We start from the raw sequence: 16,989 nt of genomic DNA, 5'->3' as shown, positions 1-16,989 counted from the left end.
GGATACCGATGCGAAAGGAGAGATTCGAACTCTCAAGGGGATAACCCCACAGGAACCTAAATCCTGCGCGTCTACCAGTTCCGCCACTTCCGCGCTGGTTGCAATTATAGATTTACCTTGTCGGGTGGGGTGTTGCGGTACGGGAGACACCATCCCTCGCCCACCTTGTCCCTGACTCTCGCGGGAGACACCATCCCTCGCCCACCTTGTCCCTAACCCTCGCGGGAGACGCCTTCCCTGGCTCGGTTCCGCCATCCATGGCTCCAACGCTCCCGCGAGGGTTAGGGACAAGAAGGGCCTTAGTTGGCGTGTGGGCGGCGCCTGTTTTTGCTGCAACGGTAGCGGGGATAGTCTGGGACAAGGAAGGCTGCAGTGGGCAGGGGGAGGCGGCGGCCTTGGCTGCAGTGCTTATTTGAAGGGCGGGGGTCGAGTGCTGGACCACTGTTGGCGGGGGAAGGCTCGCACTCCTCGCGCATAACCGTCGCGGGAGCGTTGGAGCCAGGATGGCGGAACCGAGCCATGGATGGCGCCTCCCGCGACGGTTATGCGCGAGGAGTGCGAGCCTCGGTTGGGCAACCAGCCGCTATAGGTTGGTCGAACGGGCGCTGCAAGCGCTTGGGCGAGAGAAGGAGGAGGACAGCAGTGGTGGTGGGGTGTCAGGAGGTCAGGAGATCCAGGGCGGCTTTGTATTTTTGGGCGGTGTGGGCGATTACATCAGCGGGCAGGTTTGGGGCGGGGGGCTTGTGGTCCCAGGAGATCGAATCGAGGTAATCGCGCACGAACTGCTTGTCGTAACTGGGCGGCGATTCGCCCACGCGATACTCGTCGGCGGGCCAGAAGCGCGACGAGTCCGGCGTCAGCACCTCGTCGATGAGGACCAGTTGGCCCTTGGCGTTGATCCCGAACTCGAACTTGGTGTCGGCCACGATGATGCCCCGCGAGGCCGCGTGGCGGGCGCCGAATTCGAACAGCGCCAGCGACACGTCGCGCACCTTTTCGGCCAACTCCTGCCCGACGGTTGCCGCGGCTTCATCCATACCGATGTTCTCGTCGTGTTCGCCGGGCGCCGCCTTGGTGGCCGGCGTGAAAATCGCTTCCGGCAGGCGTTCGCCAAGCCGCAATCCCTCGGCGAGCCGAATGCCGCACACTTCTCCGCTAGCCTGGTAATCCTTCCACCCCGAGCCGATCAGGTAGCCGCGCACCACCGCCTCGATCGGCAGCGCCTCCACCCTTTCCATCAGGACAGCGCGGGTGGCCAGATCGGCAAGCTCGGCCGGCGCAAGACCAGTGACCACTTCCTCCACCGGCGTGTCGAGCAGAGCGTTCGGCACGATGTGGCCGGTATTGGCAAACCAGTAGCGGGACAGCCCGGTAAGCACGGCGCCCTTGCCGGGTATCGGGTCGGGCAGAACCACATCGTAGGCGGAAATGCGGTCGCTGGTCACGAGCAGCAGGCGGTCGTCGCCCACCGCGTACAGATCGCGAACCTTGCCGCGGCCGATAGCCTGCAAACCGGGGATTTCGGTATACGATACTGTCACTGCCTGCTCCTTTATTCGTGCGTGCGGCGTATTCTAATTCGCCGCAACGCTGTCTACCCAGCTACCCCGACACCCGCCTGCAACAAGCGCAAACGAGCCCTCCCCATGCATCTCCATTTGCTCGGAAAAACCGCTGGTTTCATCCTCGGCTTGATGTTCGGTAGCCTGCCGGGGGCGTTCCTGGGGCTGCTTCTTGGCCACATGGCGGACCGCAGTCTGGCCGGCAGGGTGGGCGTGTTCCATACCAGCGGAACAGGCAGCGCAGCAAACCGGCGGCAAGTCTTCTTTGCGGCCACCTTCCGCGTCATGGGACATATCGCCAAGGCCGACGGGCGCGTAAGCGAGCAAGAGATTCAGGCTGCTCGCCAGGTCATGCGGGAAATGCGGCTCAACCCCGCCCAGATGCAGCAGGCGATCGCCTATTTCAACGAAGGCAAGGCACCGGATTTCGATCTCGAGGGCGAGCTGGCGAGCATGAACGCCGCCTGCCGCGGACAGCCGCTGTTGCGCCAGTTCTTCCTGCATACCCAATTCTTCGTGGCTTTCGCTCAAGGTGACGTGACCGGCGGCGAGCGCGCGGTGCTGAACCGCATCGGCGCCGCTTTAGGTCTTTCTCAATGGGATGTCAGTCAGCTCGAGGCGCAGGCCCGTCTGCGCTTCGGCTTCGCGGGCGGCAACGGCCGGGCCGGGCCGGCACGCGCCGAGCCAATGGGCGACGCCTATCGCGCGCTGGGAGTGCAAGCAAGCGCCAGCGATCAGGAGATCAAGACCGCCTACCGGCGTCTTATGAAGGAAAACCACCCGGACAAGCTGGTGGCCCGCGGTCTTCCGGAGGCCATGATGGAACGAGCCCGGGAACGGACTCGGGAAGTCAACCGCGCCTACGAGCGCATCAAGGAAAGCCGGGGCATTCGTTAAGCCAGGGCGCCAGCGAGCACCGCGTCACTCGCCGAGGGCGCGGCGCATTGCGCTAATCGCACTGGAATAATCGGCGACGCCGAAGATGGCCGAGCCGGCCACGAAGGTGTCGGCGCCCGCCGCTGCGATTTCGGCGATGTTTTCGGATTTCACGCCGCCGTCCACCTCCAGCCAGACATCGCGCCCCGATGCGGCGATGCGTTTCCTGGCGGCGGCGATCTTGTTCAGGCTTTGCGGAATGAACTGCTGGCCGCCGAAGCCGGGGTTGACCGACATGATGAGCACCAGGTCGAGTGCATGCAGGGTGTGATCGAGCCAATCCAGCGGCGTGGCCGGATTGAATGCCAGGCCCGCGCGGCAGCCTTGCTCGCGAATCAGCGCGATAGTGCGATCCACGTGGCCGCTGGCTTCGGGATGAAAGCTGACGATGCTGGCGCCGGCTTCGGCGAAGGCCTGCGCCAGCGCATCCACGGGCGAAACCATCAAATGCACATCGATAGGCGCCTTGATACCGCGCTCGCGCAAGGCCCGGCATACCAGCGGTCCCACCGTGAGGTTGGGCACGTAGTGTTGATCCATCACGTCGAAATGGATGAGGTCGGCGCCGGCCTCCAGCACGGCTTCCACTTCTTCGCCCAGGCGGGCGAAATCGGCCGACAGTATGGACGGGGCGATGCGGGCGCGTTTCATGGCTGCGCTAAACGTAGCGCGCGGTGGTTGTCATCGCTTTCGATACCAGCCGCATGGCCGCGCGCGCGGCCTCGGGCAGGGGGTCTCCCCCGGCTTCCTGAGCTTTTCGACCGTGTCGGATTTCATCCTCGCGCATGCGCTCGAGTATCTTGCGGCTGCGAGTATCCGAGCGGGGCAACTCGTCCAGATGACCCTCCAGGTGGCTTTCGACCTGAGCCTCGGTTTCCGCCAGAAAACCGAGGCTCTTGCGGTCGCCGAACAAACCGGCCAGCGCGCCGATGCCGAACGAACCGGCGTACCAAAGCGGGGTCAGAAAGCTGCGGCGGCCGTTCAGTTCGCGGATTCGGTCCTCGCACCACTTCAGGTGACGGCCTTCCTCTTCGGCGGCCTGCAGCAGAGTCCGGCGCAAGCTGTCCTTGCGTGCCACGAGGGCCTGTCCTCGGTATAGCGCCTGGGCGGACACCTCGCCGGCGTGGTTCACGCGCATCAGGCGGCCGCTCAGTTCGCGCTCCTGCGGCAAGTGTTCGGAGTCTTCGGCATCGCCTGCGGGATTGTCGGCGGCAGGCGCCGATTCGCCGGCGCAAACGCGCAGCGCGTGCCCGATTTCCTCGAGAACCTGATCGCCTATGGAACGTTCTTTGTCAGACATGGCTGCCTTGACCCGCGCATCTCGTCAGTCCGGGCCATAGCCCCGCGATGGGAATCATGCTATCACTTCGGAGGGGCGAATCAGACGTGGCTGGGGGACCAGGATTCGAACCTGGGTTCTCGGAGTCAGAGTCCGATGTCTTGCCGCTAGACGATCCCCCACTCGCGTGCCTGAGACGGGGCCGCGCCCGAAGCAATCAGCGCTTGGAGTATTGGGTGGCGCGGCGCGCCTTTCTCAGGCCCACCTTCTTGCGCTCCACCTTGCGCGCGTCCCGGGTCACGTAGCCGGCCGCCCGCAGCTTGGGGCGCAGGTGCTCGTCGTATGCCAGCAGCGCGCGCGCCAGCCCGTGACGTATGGCGCCAGCCTGGCCGGTAGTGCCGCCGCCGCGAACCGTAACGGTAACGTCCATGCGGCCTTCCATGCCGGCCACTTTCAACGGCTGATGAACGATCATGCGCGCCGTCTTGCGACCGAAAAACTCGTCCAGCGGACGCTTGTTCACGGTAACCTGACCAGCGCCAGGCTTCATATAGACGCGCGCGGCCGATGTCTTGCGCCGGCCGGTGCCGTAATAGACTTCCCCGCTCACGCCTTGATCTCCAGCAGCACGGGTTGCTGGGCCGCATGCATGTGCTCGGGGCCGGCATATACCTTGAGCTTCTTGAGCATCGCGCGTCCCAGGCTGTTCTTGGGCAGCATGCCGCGAACAGCGGAACGAATCACCCGGTCGGGCGTGTGCTCAAGCACCTTCTTCAGCGGTGCGGACTTGAGGTTGCCGATGTAGCCGGTATGGCGGTAATACGTCTTCTGGTTCAGCTTGTCACCCGTCACGCGCACCTTGGAAGCGTTGATCACCACGATGAAATCGCCGGTATCCACGTGCGGTGTGTATTCGGGCTTGTGCTTGCCGCGCAGGCGTATGGCCAGTTCGGTGGCCAGCCGCCCCAGAGTGCGGCCGGAAGCATCCACCAGGAACCAGTCCTGCTTTACTTGTCCGGGTTTTGCGGAAACGGTGCGCATGTTCTAGCGTAAATCGAATAGGCGCCCAGCGGGCGCGAAGCCGCGAAATTTTACACTATCGGCCTGCGCCTAACCAAAGCGTCCGGTCAGGTAGTCTTCAGTGAGGTGATGGGCCGGGTTGGTGAATATCTTGTCGGTGGCGTCCACTTCCACCAACGAGCCCTCGTGGAAATAGGCGGTGCGCTGCGCGACTCGCGCCGCGTGCTGCTTCGACTGCGTGACGACGATCACGGCCAACTCCTCCGCCAGTTCGTCGATGAGGTTTTCGACGCGCGCCGTGGCCAGGGGGTCCAGCGCCGAACACGGTTCGTCCATGAGTAGCGCTTCCGGTTGCACGGCTATGGCGCGGGCAATGCACAAACACTGCTGCTGACCGGTGGTGAGCGTCATGGCCGGCTCCTGCAGGCGGCCACGCAGTTCTTCCCACAATCCCGTGCGGTCCAGGCTCTCGCGCACGATGGCGTCCAGTTCGGCTCGATTGCGCGCCAGTCCGTGTATGCGCGGGCCGTAGGCCACGTTTTCGTATATCGGCTTGGGAAACGGAACCGGCCGCGCGAACACCATCCCGACGCGCGCGCGCAGCGTCTCCACGCTTATGTTCGGCCCATAGATATCCTCGCCTCCGAGCTCGATGCGTCCCTCCACGCGCACCGGGTCGCCGGTGTCGTTCATGCGGTTCAGACAGCGCAGAAAAGCGGATTTCCCGGAACCGGACGCTCCAATCAGGGCAATCGCTTCGCGGCGTCCGATATCGAGATCGATATTCTTCAGGGCATGTACCGCGCCGTAATAGACGTTGCAGCCCCGCACGCGGATGATCGGGTCGTCGGTCTCGATGTTCCCGGCCACGGCCGGTTGCGACCCGTCCGCTGGCGTCTTGTCCGCTGCGTTCACCGCGCAATCCTACAGCGCCGCATGCTACCCGGGTTGGCGAGACCGCGACCGCAGCAGCGCAGCGACAAGGTTCAGCGCCAGCAGAAACGCCAGGAGAACCAGAATGGCTGCCGCCGTGCGTTCCACAAACGCTGGTTCCAGCCTGCCGGCCCACATGAAAATCTGTACCGGCAACGCGGTAGACGGGTCCGAGAATCCAAGCGGCGGGTCCACGAGGAAAGCGACCATGCCAAGCATCAGCAGGGGCGCTGCTTCCCCGGCCACCCGGGCGAGGGCCACGACCGCGCCCCCAGCAATGCCCGGCGCGGCTTGCGGCAGCACATGGTGGACCACCATCTGGACGCGCGATGACCCCAACGCCAACGCCGCCTCCCTGTCGGACTTGGGCACCATTGCGATCGCCTCGCGAGCGGACAGGATCACGTTCGGCAAGGCGATCAGCGCGAGCGTCAGACCGCCCACCACCGGCGCCGAGGTCGGCATTTGAAACAGGTTGATGAACAGCGCCAGCCCCAGTAGTCCGAAAATGATGCTTGGCATGGCAGCGAGGCTGTTGATGTTCGCTTCGGCCAACTCGATCAGTCGGTTCCGCGGCGCAAATTCCTCCAGGTAAACGGCCGACGCCACGCCCAGGGGAAAAGCGACGAGCAGGGTCAGCACCAGCATGTAGGCGCTGCCCTTCACGGCAGCCAATATGCCCGCCATTTCGGGTTCACGGGAATCGCCCGAAGTGAAGAACACGCTATTGAAGCGGCGCTCCAGTAGTCCGCGCTCCAGCAGCGATTCGGCCCATTGCAACTGTTGCGGGGACAGCCCCGCGCGGGCCCGCTGACGGTTTGCGCCGTCCTTCACCCACATGTCCAGCGCGTCGTCCGCGAGCACCGAGAGCTCGATCCGCCGGCCCAGCAGAATGGGGTTTTCCACCAGCATGTCGCGAATCTGGTAGGGGGCACGCAAGCTCACAAACGCATACAAGGCACGCCGCTGGCGCGGGGTGCGCACTTCCGGGAAGAGCGAGGACAAGGCATCGCGCAGGACGCGATCATAGTCGGCCTGCGCTATGGAACTGCTGTCCGGTTCGCCGGCGGAGAACAGCAGCGCGGGGTCCAGGTTCACTTCGAGCGTGATGTAGGTTTGCGTGAAGGCTTTCGAGGCCTTGCTGGCAATGCTGCCCAGGATGATCAGCAGGAAGCCCAGCCCGATCAGTACGCAGGCAGCGCCCCAGGCGCGAAACAGCCACTCCATGGCGGACCGGCGGCGCCGTTTGCGGACTCCGAGGGGAGGCCGCGAAATCACGGGTATTGCGCACGGTAGCGCCGCGCCACCGTTGCAGCCACCAAATTCAGCAGCGTTGTGACGACGAGCAGCATCAGCCCCAGGGCAAAGGCCGCCAGGGTCTTGGCGCTGTCGAATTCCTGGTCGCCGGTCAGCAGTGTGGCGATCTGGACCGTCATGGTGGTGACCGTGTCCAGCGGATTGAAAGTCAGGTTGGCGGCCAGACCAGCGGCCATGAGCACGATCATGGTTTCGCCGATGGCCCGCGACGCGGCCAGCAATACACCCGCCAGGATTCCCGGGAATACCGCCGGCAGCACCACCCGCAGCATGGTCTCGGAGCGTGTCGCGCCCACCGCCAACGAGGCCTCGCGCAGCGATTTCGGCGCCGCTCCTATAACCTCGCCGGAAATGGAGGAAATCATGGGAACAATCATGATCCCCAATACCAGGCCGGCGACAAGCGCGATATCGGCGCCGAGATCCAGCCCCAGGGCCTGCCCCGCCCGGCTATCGCTGAAAGTACGCAATGCGGGGCTCACGACAAGCGCCGCGAAATATCCATAAACCACCGGGGGGATCCCGGCCAGAACTTCAAGCAGCGGCCGGAACAGTACGCGCGTTCGCCGTTGCGCATATTCCGACAGATAGACGGCGATCATGATTCCTGTAGGCGCGGCCAGGAGCATTGCAATGCCGGCCACAAGCAGCGTTCCCGTTAACAGCGGAACGGCGCCGAACGCGCCTGACGAACCCACCTGATCTTCGCGCATCGCCGTTTGCGGACTCCATTCGAGACCGAACAGGAACTCACCCAGCGGCACGCGCTGAAAGAACCGCAGCGCTTCGAAGAGAATCGAAAGCACGATGGCCAGGGTGGTGAGAATGGCCGCCGCGCTGGCCGCCAGAATGCACCACTGCAGCACGCGCTCAACGCCGTCGCGCGCCCGCAGACCCGGCCCGATGCGCTTGAGCGCCAGCACCGCCCAGGCGCCCATCGCCAGCGCGGCCAGCAGAAATGCCAACGCAGTCACGGCGCGCCGGCGGAATCGGTCTTGCTTTCGACCCTCTTGAGCGCTTCCCGCATGCTGGTGTGCCGAATATCGGCGCCGTGCACCAGGTACACCACGTATTCCGCAATATTGGTGGCGTGGTCGCCGATCCTTTCCAGGCGGCGCGCGACCCACGACAAGTCGATAAAACGCTGCACGCCTTGCGCATCCTCCATCATCATCCCCACGCAGCGGCGCGCGAAATTCTCGTACTCCGCATCCACCCGCTTGTCCTGCTTGATAACGGCAAGCGCATAGCGGGCGTCGCCGCGCGAAAAAGCGTCCAGAACCTCGCTGAGCATGCGCTGCACATGCGATGCCAGCGCGGTGAGTTCCCCGTAACGGCTCCGCTCGCGGCTCTGCGCCGCCAAACTGGCGGCCAGCACACCGATTCGTTTCGCCTCGTCGCCGATGCGTTCGAGTTCCGTGATCGCCTTGATCACGACGAACACCAGGCGCAGGTCGCCCGCGCTGGGCGCCCGCGTGGCCAGCAGATTGCGGCTGTGTTCGTCGATCTCCACCTCCAGGGCATTGATTTTTTCGTCGGCCTTCGAGACCTCAAGGCCCTTTACGCTATCGCCGGTGACGATGGCCTCAATGGCGCTGCGCAAGTTCTCCTCCACGATACCGCCCATCTGCAGAACTTGCGCGCGCAGCCGCTCCAGCGCTTCGTCGTAGCGGCGGGAGGTGCGCGAGGTTATGGGCTCCGGCGTCATGGCTTGTCGCCGATCCGCATAGACGGAAAGTGACAGGTAAATGTACTCCCTGCTCCGGGGCGGCTTTCAATATGCAGGCTACCGCCATGGCGATTAAGCACATGCTTGACGATAGCCAGCCCCAAACCGGTGCCGGGCACGGCCGGACTGCCCTCGCCCCGCACCCGGTAGAACCGTTCCGTAAGGCGCGGCAGGTGTTCCTCCTGGATGCCGATACCGGTGTCGGACACGCTCAGGCGCCCGCCGCCGCGGCCGACTGTCCAGCGCAGCACGATTTTGCCGCCGCCCGGCGTGAATGCGGCAGCGTTGTTGGCCAAATTGCCGACCACGGAACGAATTTCAGCCTCATCGCCCAACAGCGGGCGTTCGCTCTTGAGCTCGGTGCGAATGACCAATTCACCGTTCGCGCGGGCCTTCGCCACCTGGACCGCGTCGTCCAGCAGGCCGCGCATATCCAGCGGCTCGAAGGCGGGCGCCTGGTTCGAGGATTCCAGGCGCGACAATTCAAGCAGATCACGGACCAGTCGGGTCATGCGGCCGCACTGCACCGACATATCCCTTAGCGGCGCGCGCCAGCGTTGCGCCAGAGCCGCATCCTCCTCCATCGTTTCCAGGTAGCCCGACAGCACAGTCAGAGGCGTTTGCAGTTCATGCGAGGCATTGGCCACGAAATCCGCCCTTGTCTTGTCGGCCAGCACCGCCGTGGTCACATCCCGCACCAGCAGCAGAAACTGCTTCTCCGCATAAGGAACCTGCTGCGCCTCCAGCCAGGAATCCGGCCCGGCGGGCGACTTGAAACGCACCCGCCCCTTGCCGCCGCCATCGAGCCAATCCTTGAATTCGGGGTTGCGAATCAGGTGCAGAATCGGTTGCCCGCGGTCCAGCCGACGGCGAACTCCGAGAAGCCGCCTGGCCTGGCGGTTGCTTACCACGATTTCCGATTGATCGTTCAAGACCACCGCCGCATCCGGAAACGCGCGAGCGGTGCTGCGCAGCGCCTTGAGCACGGTGCGCAGCCGGCGCTCTGCCTGCTCGGTGCGGCTCTCCAGCGCGCTGACCTGCTGGGGCAGCTCGGCAAACGAAAAACCGCCCGATGCCCAGTCCTCCGAATCGAACTGCTGCGCCAGCTTGGCCGCGGCGCGCGCGTGAACCGACAGCTCCCACAGCAGCGCTACCACGGCGCCGGCCAGAGCGCCGGCCACGGGTTCGTCCACCGCCAGCCAGCCCGCAATGGCCGCCAGGGCAGCCCACCCACCCATGCGCAGCAGGATGCGCGCCGTCAGTTTTCGCGCCAAGGGCTCCATGGGCTTCAGCAGCGTTATCCGCCACCTGGCCCGGACATACTTGCAATGCTCACCACGCTTACCTCCCGCGCCCTGGCCCCCAGCCTTCCCGCTTGCAGCGCGCTAAAGGGAGGCTAGTGTAATGAGAAACGGTAACCCGCGCCTCTCACGGTTTGCACGTAACCCGCCGCCCCGTGCGGTTCCAGTGCCTGGCGAAGCCGCCGGATATGCACGTCCACAGTGCGGTCTTCCACGAAAACCGCGGGCCCCCAAACGCGGTCCAGCAACTGCGCGCGGCTGAACACACGCTCGGGCCGTTCCATGAACAAGCGCAGCAGGCGAAATTCGGTGGGGCCGAGCGCCAGTGCGCCCGTTTCGGAGGTCACCCGATGGCTCACCGGATTCAGCGTCAGCCGGCCGCGCGTAATCGTCTCTTCCCCGGTATTCTGGGTGCGGCGCAGCACCGCATTGATGCGTGCCAAGAGTTCGCGGCTGGAAAACGGTTTGGTGACGTAGTCGTCCGCGCCGCTGCTCAAGCCGGAAATCTTGTCCTGCTCCTGCGACCGCGCGGTTACCATGATGATTGCGATGTCGCGGGTTTCCGGGGTGCGCTTGATCCAGCGCGTCAACTCCAGCCCGCTGCCGTCAGGCAGCATCCAGTCGATGATGGCCAGATCGGGCAGCTTCTCGCCGATAGCCTTGCGGGCTGCTTCGGCATCCTCTGCCTCGCGCACATCGAAATCCGCGCGGCGCAGATTGAACGCCAGCATTCCGCGAATGGCGCTCTCGTCTTCGACTACCAAGATGTCCGGCCGCATATCGCCGAAAAATTATGCCACCATCGCGCCGGCACTATGCGGGCTTGCGCAAGGCCGCAAGCCCGCGGCAGCAGGCCTTGTTGTCAAGGCCGTCTCAGCTATCGGATTCTTCGACCAGCTCTATTGCGAAGCCGTTGGGAGCGGCCAGCGTTGCGCGCCGGGTTACGCCGCCAAAAGCGCCCTCTTCAACCACTGCTGGCCCGCCCAGCCGCTCTGCCCCGAATGTTTCCGCGCGTTGCAGCACCGCGTCGAGATCCGTGGTCATGAACGACCACATCACCATGCCGCGGTTCGGCGGCTGCGAGGGCGCAACCGCCTCTACTCCCACATCGAACCAGTCGAGGAACACCAGGTAGCGGCTTTCGGAGCCCGGGGCGAACACCTGCAGGAAACGCATGTTTGAACCCGGCGGCACGTCGAGCAGACCGCCGGTGGGCCCTTCCGAGGGCAACTGGATATCGCGCCGCACCTCGTAGCCCAGCACTTCGGTGTAGAAATCCAGGCTGCGCTGGCCGTTATTGATGACCTGGCTCGAATACGCGGGCCCGCCGGTGAGGCTGCCCTCGGCGATGGGACAGATGGGCGCCAGGTCGGAGGGCCGGGCGATGCCAAGCACATAGACATCATCCGGCGCACGCAGATGGGTTTCCAGGGCTTCGTAGGGCGAGCCGTCCGGCCGATGCAGCGGAATGCGGGTCACGCCCGCTACGGTTCCGAAGCCCATACTGTCGCCTTTGGCGATCAATTCCGCCATGTCGGCGCAGGCAAAGCCTACGGCCAGTCCACCTTCAAGCAAAGCGTTCATGCCAGGCCGCACAGCCGGGCGTTGACCGGACACCCCGAGCACGCGCAGGAAGGGCATGTCAGGGCTGTTGGGCTGCTGATACAGGGTGTGTTCCCAGTCGCCGGCATCAGCGAGTCCCCAAAGGCGCGCGAGCGGCGCGCGCGCTTGTTGCGGAATGGCGTCCGGCGTCGGCTGCAGCCCCATCAATTCGCAATAGAAGCGGCGGCAGTTGGACATGTCGTCGGTCACTACGGTTACCGCAGCCAGAGGACCGACCAAAGCATCGCCCTGAGTCTTGCCGGGCGCGAGCGGATTCGTGGCGTTCATGCTGCAATGATAGCGAAAGCCCGTGCGCACACCACTGCGATTTACGGATCAGGCCGCGCCTGCGTTATTCTTTGCCGCCTGCCACTGCCCGAGAACCGTATGTCCGCACCGCGCCGACGCTTCCTCCAAATGCTTGCCGCCGGAGCAGCCGGAGCGGCGGTGAGCGCCTGCGGCCCGGGTGCGGATAGTGGCGGGCAGCCCGCAGCAGCTTCCCGCGGCGCAACGGCCGGCGCGCGCTTCCGCTGGCGACTGGTAACGGCCTGGCCACCGGGACTGCCGGGATTCGGGACCACCGCGGTAACCCTGGCCGACACGCTGCGCGAGGCATCGGGCGGGCAGCTCAGCGTACAGGTGTATGCCGCCGGCGAACTGGTGCCGGCGTTTGAGGTGTTCGATGCGGTGTCGCGCGGCAGCGTGGAGATGGGCCATTCGGCGCCGGCCTACTGGAAGGGGCAAGCGCCGGCGACACAGCTATTCACGGGCTACCCGTTCGGAATGCTGCCGGCGGAATTCAATGCCTGGATGGCCTATGGCGGCGGTATGGAGCTGTGGCGCGAGTGCTATGCGCCGTATGGGCTGATTCCGTTTCCCGGCGGCAACACCGGCGCCCAGATGGGCGGCTGGTTTCGCCGCGAAATTCATTCCATGGACGATTTCTCGGGCCTGAAGATTCGCATGCCGGGGCTGGGCGGCGACGTGTTGCGGCGGTTGGGCGCCACCGTGGTGAACTTGCCGGCCGGCGAACTGTTCACCGCGCTGCAAACGGGGCTCATCGACGCCACCGAGTGGTCCAGCCCCTACAACGACCTGCCGCTGGGGCTCTACCAGGCGGCTCCCTACTACTATTTCCCGGGCTGGCATGAACCGGCGGGCGCCATCGAAGTGATCATCAACCGCGAGGCGCTGGAGGCGCTGCCCGATCATCTTCAGAAGCTCGTACAGACCGCCTGCACGGCAGTCAATCACCAGATGCTGTCGGAATTCATGGCCCGCAACGTCCAGGCCTTGCGCGTTCTGGTGGAGCGGCACGGGGTGCAGTTGCGGCGTTTTCCCGACGAGGTGCTGCGTGGCCTGCGCGAGGCCGCCAACGGGATTCTCGACGAGTTCGGCGCCGCCAACCCGCTGGCCGCAAGAATACTCAAGTCGTACCGCGAATTTCAGGCAGGGATTGCGGACTGGCAAGCCATATCCGAAGGCTCGTACCTGAGCGCCCGCGACTCCTGACACGGCGGCGCTCGCGTTCCTTTCCGCCGCCCGGCAGCACCCCCAACCCCCGCCTCAACATGACGGTCATGCCCAGGCACGGCACGGCGCGGACCGCGATGCTGACCGCGCTGGTGCCTACGCTGACCGTGAACCTCTGCTATCTGATTTCGAATGCGCAGGGCCATGTCGTGGAGTGCGTGCCCTATATCGAGGGATGCACCTCGATCAGTTCGACCGGAAGGCACGGGTTCAGCTACTTCCTGTTCAAGGCGGGCATGCTGTGCTCGGCGGCCCTGCTGACCTTGTATTGGCGGCGCATGTCCGAGCTGATCTCCGCGAGCAGCGGGCAGCCGGCATCAATAGCGGTGACCGTGGGCACCGGAGGGGCGGCGTTTCTGCTGCTCTACACCGCGTTTCTGGGCAGCGAGGGGGATATCTACTTCCTGCTGCGGCGCTTCGGAACGATCCTTTACTTCGGCTTGACGCTCATTGCGCAACTCATGGTGCTGCGCCGCCTGGAGGTCTTTGCGCCGCCCTGGACCACGCGCCTGAAAAAAGCCGGCTGCCTGGCGATGCTGGGATTCGGCACCGCCAGCATTCCGGTAATGAATTACATGGACGACAAGGATGCCTTCCAGAACATCATCGAGTGGAACTTGTCACTGCTGATGCAGGCGTATTTCCTGGTTACCGCCATCTGGCTCACGCGCGTCCGCAAAGCGAGTTCCGGGGCGGGCTAGCGCGCCTCAGTCTTCGCCCTTCCAGCGCATCGCTTCGATAAATCGGGGGTCGGCCGGGTCGGCCAGTTTGCAGCGGGCCGAGGCCCACTCCGTCGTGAAGCCGACGCGGCCGCTCTCCGGCGTGGCCCAGGCGACGCCGACCACGTTGTCTTGCGAAGCCTCGCCGGGCATTCCGTCATGCAGCGTCAGGCGCATCAGATCGACGAAGTTGCGCCCGGAATTCGACGGCCACAAGGAGGTCAGAAATTCGAGGTGCAGCTCGCGCGGTTCGGGCTCGTCGGTGCTGATCGTGAAGGTGTCGCCCCGGTCATGCATGAAGAACGGGTTGATTACCTGATTGCGGCCTTCGCCAAGCTGCAATGCGGCAAAGCACTCGTAACGCTGTGCCTTGTACATCCGCAAATGCGTCTGGTCGAGCCGCCCGGAAATAAGCGAACCGTCTTCCAGGTACCCGTTGTCGTGTATCCACAGTTCCTCGGAGTTGAGTATCCATTCGGCGTCCCAGGTCATCTTGTGGCCGGTGTTCTTCGACACCATTGTGCATTCGCCAAACTCCCCCAGCAGGCCGCGTAGTTGCTTGCCATGCCGGCGCCAATTGAAGGGGCAATTACCGCCGTAATTGGGATCCGGCTGGATGTCGGGCCAGACCTCGGGGCGCAGATGCGCGTCCACGAACTGGTGAGGATCCTTGATGCGCCGCCCGGAAATGGAAACCGCCCCGGCCTCTTCATCAATGCCAATCAGGAACACCACTTGCTGGCCTGGGAACAGCGGGCCGTCATCGCTATCCAGCCTGATCTGCGTGTAGATCACATGCTCTGCCAGGTGCGGAGCTTCGATTTCCGCAAAGACCCGGTAGAAGACTTCATGCTCGCCATCCGGCGGCGCGCCCAGGCCCCGCTCCAGAAACACCTGCGGCAGCGAGCTGTACTCCCCCGGCAACCACTCCATGAGATCCTCAAGCACCTTGACAAGCTCCGGTCTGGAATTGGTGGCGCCGGCCGGCAAAGCCAGCACGGCCAATGCAATAGCCACGGCAAGTGCGCGCATCTCTTTCTCCTCTTGCGGGTTCGAGCCAAAGCCTAACCTCCGCCGCGCTTTCCCGCAAAGCCCCGCGCGCGGACGCGAGGCCAACTCGCACCAGGGCGCACACCAAAATCGTGCATCAGCCGCACCATCGTGCAGTGCGCTGGGACGCTAGACTAGAAGTATGTGGGCATTGCTTGGTCGGACTTTGGTGGGCGCATTGTGGCTGCCGCTGGCGTTGGCAGTCGTGCTTACCTTATTCTCCGTTCTGTCTGGCGGCATCCGGTATCCCGGACCTTTCTTCTTGGTACGTATGCTTTGGTCACACATGGGGCTCCTGTGGCTGCTGGGCATTCCGTTGGCGCTCGCCTTCCTGCTGATCCGTCGGCGGGACCCGGAGTTGGCAGGGGCTACAGCGGTGATTTGCGTGCCGGTGTCATTATTCTTCTGGCTCCTTGATCAACCTCTGCCCCATCCTCTAAACACGCTGTTCGGCGCCGCACTGGGCTGGATCGTGCTTGCCCTGCTGTACCTGACTAATATCCTGCGTTACTTGGCCAGGCTACCTGGCAGACTCGCGCAACGCCTGCGCCGCCGCCCCAGCGATTGATTGTGCGAATGATGCCGAACCAGACCCGCTTCAGCGGGCGTTTGGGCGGGTGCAGCGGGCACGGGAGCAGGACGATGCCATTCACAAGCAGCGCTACCTCGAATTCCGGCGCTAGAGTGATGGCAGCGTAACACTTCAAGCCCGCCTAGTGCCGGAACTGGGCAAGTTGCTGCTCAAGACCCTGTAAGCCGCCCAAGCGTATCTTGATGAACGGAATGAGGATGTGGAACAGGCCGCAGTAGGCGGTCAAGCTTGTGCGGTATCCTACGGTGTTACCGCACATACAAGGCTCCCGTTTACGGCAAGCATCGCAACGCGGCATTCAATACCGTGCAGGGTCGCGCCATCGACGCGCAAACCATCCGCTGCGGCTGCTCCGGCGAGAGCATGGAATACAACACCGCAAACGACTACCCGTGCTCGAAGGGTGTGTTTAGTTGAGACGGCGGCACGAGAAAACCAAGGCGGACCGATGCGTCAGCGCCCCACAGACAGGATGCTACTTGTCACGACCATTGCAAAACCGACCAAGGCGCGGATGGGTTTGGATATGCGCACAAAGATAGCATCGCCCCCTTGAACTGAACGATGCAGAAGCAAACACGCTCGAAATGCTCCACAGCGAACACACCACAGCCTAGCGTGGCACACGGCCTTGATGCGGAATTCTTTGCTGCCATGATTTGATCTACGGAACGTAAGCCGCAGGGCTTCCTGCCAAGCTGCGGGGAACGGAAGCGCATGGGTGCCAGCATCACAGCACCCCACGCCTACCCCGAGGACAACTCCCAACTCAAGCGCGGCACCCAGCAGGCCAGCGCATCCGTGGCAGGCTAAGCCTTCCAGCTTCGACCGGGTGACTCACTCCAACAGACACACGCTACTATGGCTGCTCCACACTTGCCGTCTCTGCAGAACTAGTCTCGTACTCACGAGCGCCGGATTCAAGCCATCGCTCCACACCGCGTGCTGTTGCCGCAAGCCCGTTGCCCCGAAGCGAGCACTCCCATACTATTGCGACTCGCCAACCTGCCTCTAGGAGCGTACTCTTCGAGCGCTGATCCCGCTTGATGTTTCCCTTGAACTTGGCATTCCAGAAATCCGGCCTGGTGGCTGGCATGGTCGCATATGGACAACCCGGATGACGGTGCCAGAAGCAACCGTGCACGAAGCAGACGGCACTGTAGCGCGGGAAAACAATATCAGGGGTTCCAGGAAGATTGCGGACGTGAATTCTGAATCTGAACCCACGTGCATGAAGTTCCCGCCGGAGGGCGCGTTCGGGCACGGTGTCTTTGGCAGATATGCCCGCCATCATTCGAGACCGGGTCGACCTATCAACTACATCGGCCATCTGCTGTGGTTCTCATACGTCCAAACTCGCACAAGCTCCCATTTCAGGCGAGATGAGCTACGAGATCAAGTGCCGCCTCGGAGCGT

General features: G+C 63.9%; 19 protein-coding genes and 2 tRNA genes. 5 read left to right on the top strand and 16 right to left on the bottom strand.

The window, feature by feature from the left end; translation table 11 throughout:
* Nucleotides 1-9 precede the first annotated feature (9 nt).
* A tRNA-Leu gene (locus ACWCOO_RS03235) sits at nucleotides 10-93 on the bottom strand.
* A gap of 563 nt (nucleotides 94-656) precedes the next feature.
* Nucleotides 657-1,541 (bottom strand): phosphoribosylaminoimidazolesuccinocarboxamide synthase, encoded by an 885-nt coding sequence (locus tag ACWCOO_RS03230; protein WP_446831531.1) that lies wholly within the window; start codon nucleotides 1,539-1,541, stop codon nucleotides 657-659.
* Nucleotides 1,542-1,694: 153 nt separating this feature from the next.
* Between ACWCOO_RS03230 and djlA the strand changes: the two genes are divergently transcribed.
* Nucleotides 1,695-2,459: a co-chaperone DjlA gene (gene djlA, locus ACWCOO_RS03225; RefSeq protein WP_446831989.1), complete on the top strand. Its 765-nt coding sequence runs from the start codon at nucleotides 1,695-1,697 to the stop codon at nucleotides 2,457-2,459.
* 24 nt (nucleotides 2,460-2,483) lie between these two features.
* On the opposite strand, the gene rpe is transcribed toward djlA, so the two are convergent.
* The 12 genes from rpe to ACWCOO_RS03165 all read right to left on the bottom strand — a co-directional run bounded on the left by rpe (nucleotide 2,484) and on the right by ACWCOO_RS03165 (nucleotide 11,967).
* Nucleotides 2,484-3,149 (bottom strand): ribulose-phosphate 3-epimerase, encoded by a 666-nt coding sequence (rpe, locus tag ACWCOO_RS03220; RefSeq protein ID WP_446831530.1) that lies wholly within the window; start codon nucleotides 3,147-3,149, stop codon nucleotides 2,484-2,486.
* A gap of 7 nt (nucleotides 3,150-3,156) precedes the next feature.
* Complete coding sequence (gene coq7, locus ACWCOO_RS03215) at nucleotides 3,157-3,798, bottom strand: 2-polyprenyl-3-methyl-6-methoxy-1,4-benzoquinone monooxygenase (protein WP_446831529.1); 642 nt, start codon at nucleotides 3,796-3,798, stop codon at nucleotides 3,157-3,159.
* An 87-nt stretch (nucleotides 3,799-3,885) separates the two neighbouring features.
* Nucleotides 3,886-3,959: transfer RNA gene (locus ACWCOO_RS03210), tRNA-Gln, on the bottom strand.
* Nucleotides 3,960-3,994: 35 nt separating this feature from the next.
* Nucleotides 3,995-4,387: a 30S ribosomal protein S9 gene (gene rpsI, locus ACWCOO_RS03205; RefSeq protein ID WP_446831528.1), complete on the bottom strand. Its 393-nt coding sequence runs from the start codon at nucleotides 4,385-4,387 to the stop codon at nucleotides 3,995-3,997.
* Entirely contained in the window at nucleotides 4,384-4,818 is a 435-nt protein-coding gene (gene rplM / locus ACWCOO_RS03200; RefSeq protein WP_446831527.1) for a 50S ribosomal protein L13, read from the bottom strand. Before rplM ends, rpsI begins: the two co-directional genes overlap by 4 nt.
* Nucleotides 4,819-4,887: 69 nt before the next feature.
* The gene (locus tag ACWCOO_RS03195; RefSeq protein WP_446831526.1) at nucleotides 4,888-5,712 is read right to left on the bottom strand and encodes a phosphate ABC transporter ATP-binding protein; all 825 of its coding nucleotides are present in this window, start codon (nucleotides 5,710-5,712) and stop codon (nucleotides 4,888-4,890) included.
* Nucleotides 5,713-5,736: 24 nt separating this feature from the next.
* Nucleotides 5,737-6,957: a phosphate ABC transporter permease PstA gene (gene pstA, locus ACWCOO_RS03190; protein ID WP_446831525.1), complete on the bottom strand. Its 1,221-nt coding sequence runs from the start codon at nucleotides 6,955-6,957 to the stop codon at nucleotides 5,737-5,739.
* A 47-nt stretch (nucleotides 6,958-7,004) separates the two neighbouring features.
* The gene (gene pstC / locus ACWCOO_RS03185; protein WP_446831524.1) at nucleotides 7,005-8,021 is read right to left on the bottom strand and encodes a phosphate ABC transporter permease subunit PstC; all 1,017 of its coding nucleotides are present in this window, start codon (nucleotides 8,019-8,021) and stop codon (nucleotides 7,005-7,007) included.
* Complete coding sequence (gene phoU, locus ACWCOO_RS03180; RefSeq protein WP_446831523.1) at nucleotides 8,018-8,755, bottom strand: phosphate signaling complex protein PhoU; 738 nt, start codon at nucleotides 8,753-8,755, stop codon at nucleotides 8,018-8,020. The genes pstC and phoU overlap by 4 nt, the downstream gene beginning before the upstream one ends.
* A complete protein-coding gene (gene phoR, locus ACWCOO_RS03175; protein ID WP_446831522.1) occupies nucleotides 8,752-10,050 on the bottom strand; it encodes a phosphate regulon sensor histidine kinase PhoR in 1,299 nt (432 codons plus the stop codon). Before phoR ends, phoU begins: the two co-directional genes overlap by 4 nt.
* A gap of 122 nt (nucleotides 10,051-10,172) precedes the next feature.
* Nucleotides 10,173-10,856: a phosphate regulon transcriptional regulator PhoB gene (gene phoB / locus ACWCOO_RS03170; RefSeq protein WP_446831521.1), complete on the bottom strand. Its 684-nt coding sequence runs from the start codon at nucleotides 10,854-10,856 to the stop codon at nucleotides 10,173-10,175.
* Between the two features lie 94 nt (nucleotides 10,857-10,950).
* A complete protein-coding gene (locus tag ACWCOO_RS03165) occupies nucleotides 10,951-11,967 on the bottom strand; it encodes a VOC family protein (RefSeq protein ID WP_446831520.1) in 1,017 nt (338 codons plus the stop codon).
* Between the two features lie 99 nt (nucleotides 11,968-12,066).
* Here ACWCOO_RS03165 and ACWCOO_RS03160 point away from each other — a divergent pair, with 99 nt between their 5' ends.
* Together ACWCOO_RS03160 and ACWCOO_RS03155 are read left to right on the top strand one after the other, a co-directional pair.
* Nucleotides 12,067-13,191, top strand: a complete 1,125-nt coding sequence (locus tag ACWCOO_RS03160; protein WP_446831519.1) for a TRAP transporter substrate-binding protein — start codon at nucleotides 12,067-12,069, stop codon at nucleotides 13,189-13,191.
* Nucleotides 13,192-13,289: 98 nt separating this feature from the next.
* The gene (locus tag ACWCOO_RS03155; protein WP_446831518.1) at nucleotides 13,290-13,913 is read left to right on the top strand and encodes a hypothetical protein; all 624 of its coding nucleotides are present in this window, start codon (nucleotides 13,290-13,292) and stop codon (nucleotides 13,911-13,913) included.
* Between the two features lie 6 nt (nucleotides 13,914-13,919).
* Here ACWCOO_RS03155 and ACWCOO_RS03150 read toward each other — a convergent pair whose 3' ends face one another.
* Nucleotides 13,920-14,963 (bottom strand): hypothetical protein, encoded by a 1,044-nt coding sequence (locus ACWCOO_RS03150; protein WP_446831517.1) that lies wholly within the window; start codon nucleotides 14,961-14,963, stop codon nucleotides 13,920-13,922.
* 160 nt (nucleotides 14,964-15,123) lie between these two features.
* Between ACWCOO_RS03150 and ACWCOO_RS03145 the strand changes: the two genes are divergently transcribed.
* On the top strand, nucleotides 15,124-15,549 hold the full coding sequence (locus tag ACWCOO_RS03145) for a hypothetical protein (protein ID WP_446831516.1): 426 nt from the start codon (nucleotides 15,124-15,126) through the stop codon (nucleotides 15,547-15,549).
* 252 nt (nucleotides 15,550-15,801) lie between these two features.
* Nucleotides 15,802-15,990, top strand: coding sequence for a hypothetical protein (locus ACWCOO_RS03140; RefSeq protein WP_446831515.1), 189 nt, complete (start codon nucleotides 15,802-15,804; stop codon nucleotides 15,988-15,990).
* 442 nt (nucleotides 15,991-16,432) lie between these two features.
* Here the strand turns inward: ACWCOO_RS03140 and ACWCOO_RS03135 are convergent, their stop codons facing one another.
* Nucleotides 16,433-16,903, bottom strand: a complete 471-nt coding sequence (locus tag ACWCOO_RS03135; RefSeq protein ID WP_446831514.1) for a very short patch repair endonuclease — start codon at nucleotides 16,901-16,903, stop codon at nucleotides 16,433-16,435.
* Nucleotides 16,904-16,989: the final 86 nt, after the last annotated feature.

It is taken from the genome of Candidatus Foliamicus sp. (genome assembly GCF_965221325.1).
Lineage (GTDB): Bacteria > Pseudomonadota > Gammaproteobacteria > Steroidobacterales > Foliamicaceae > Foliamicus.
This window is presented reverse-complemented; position numbering and strand designations above follow the sequence as displayed.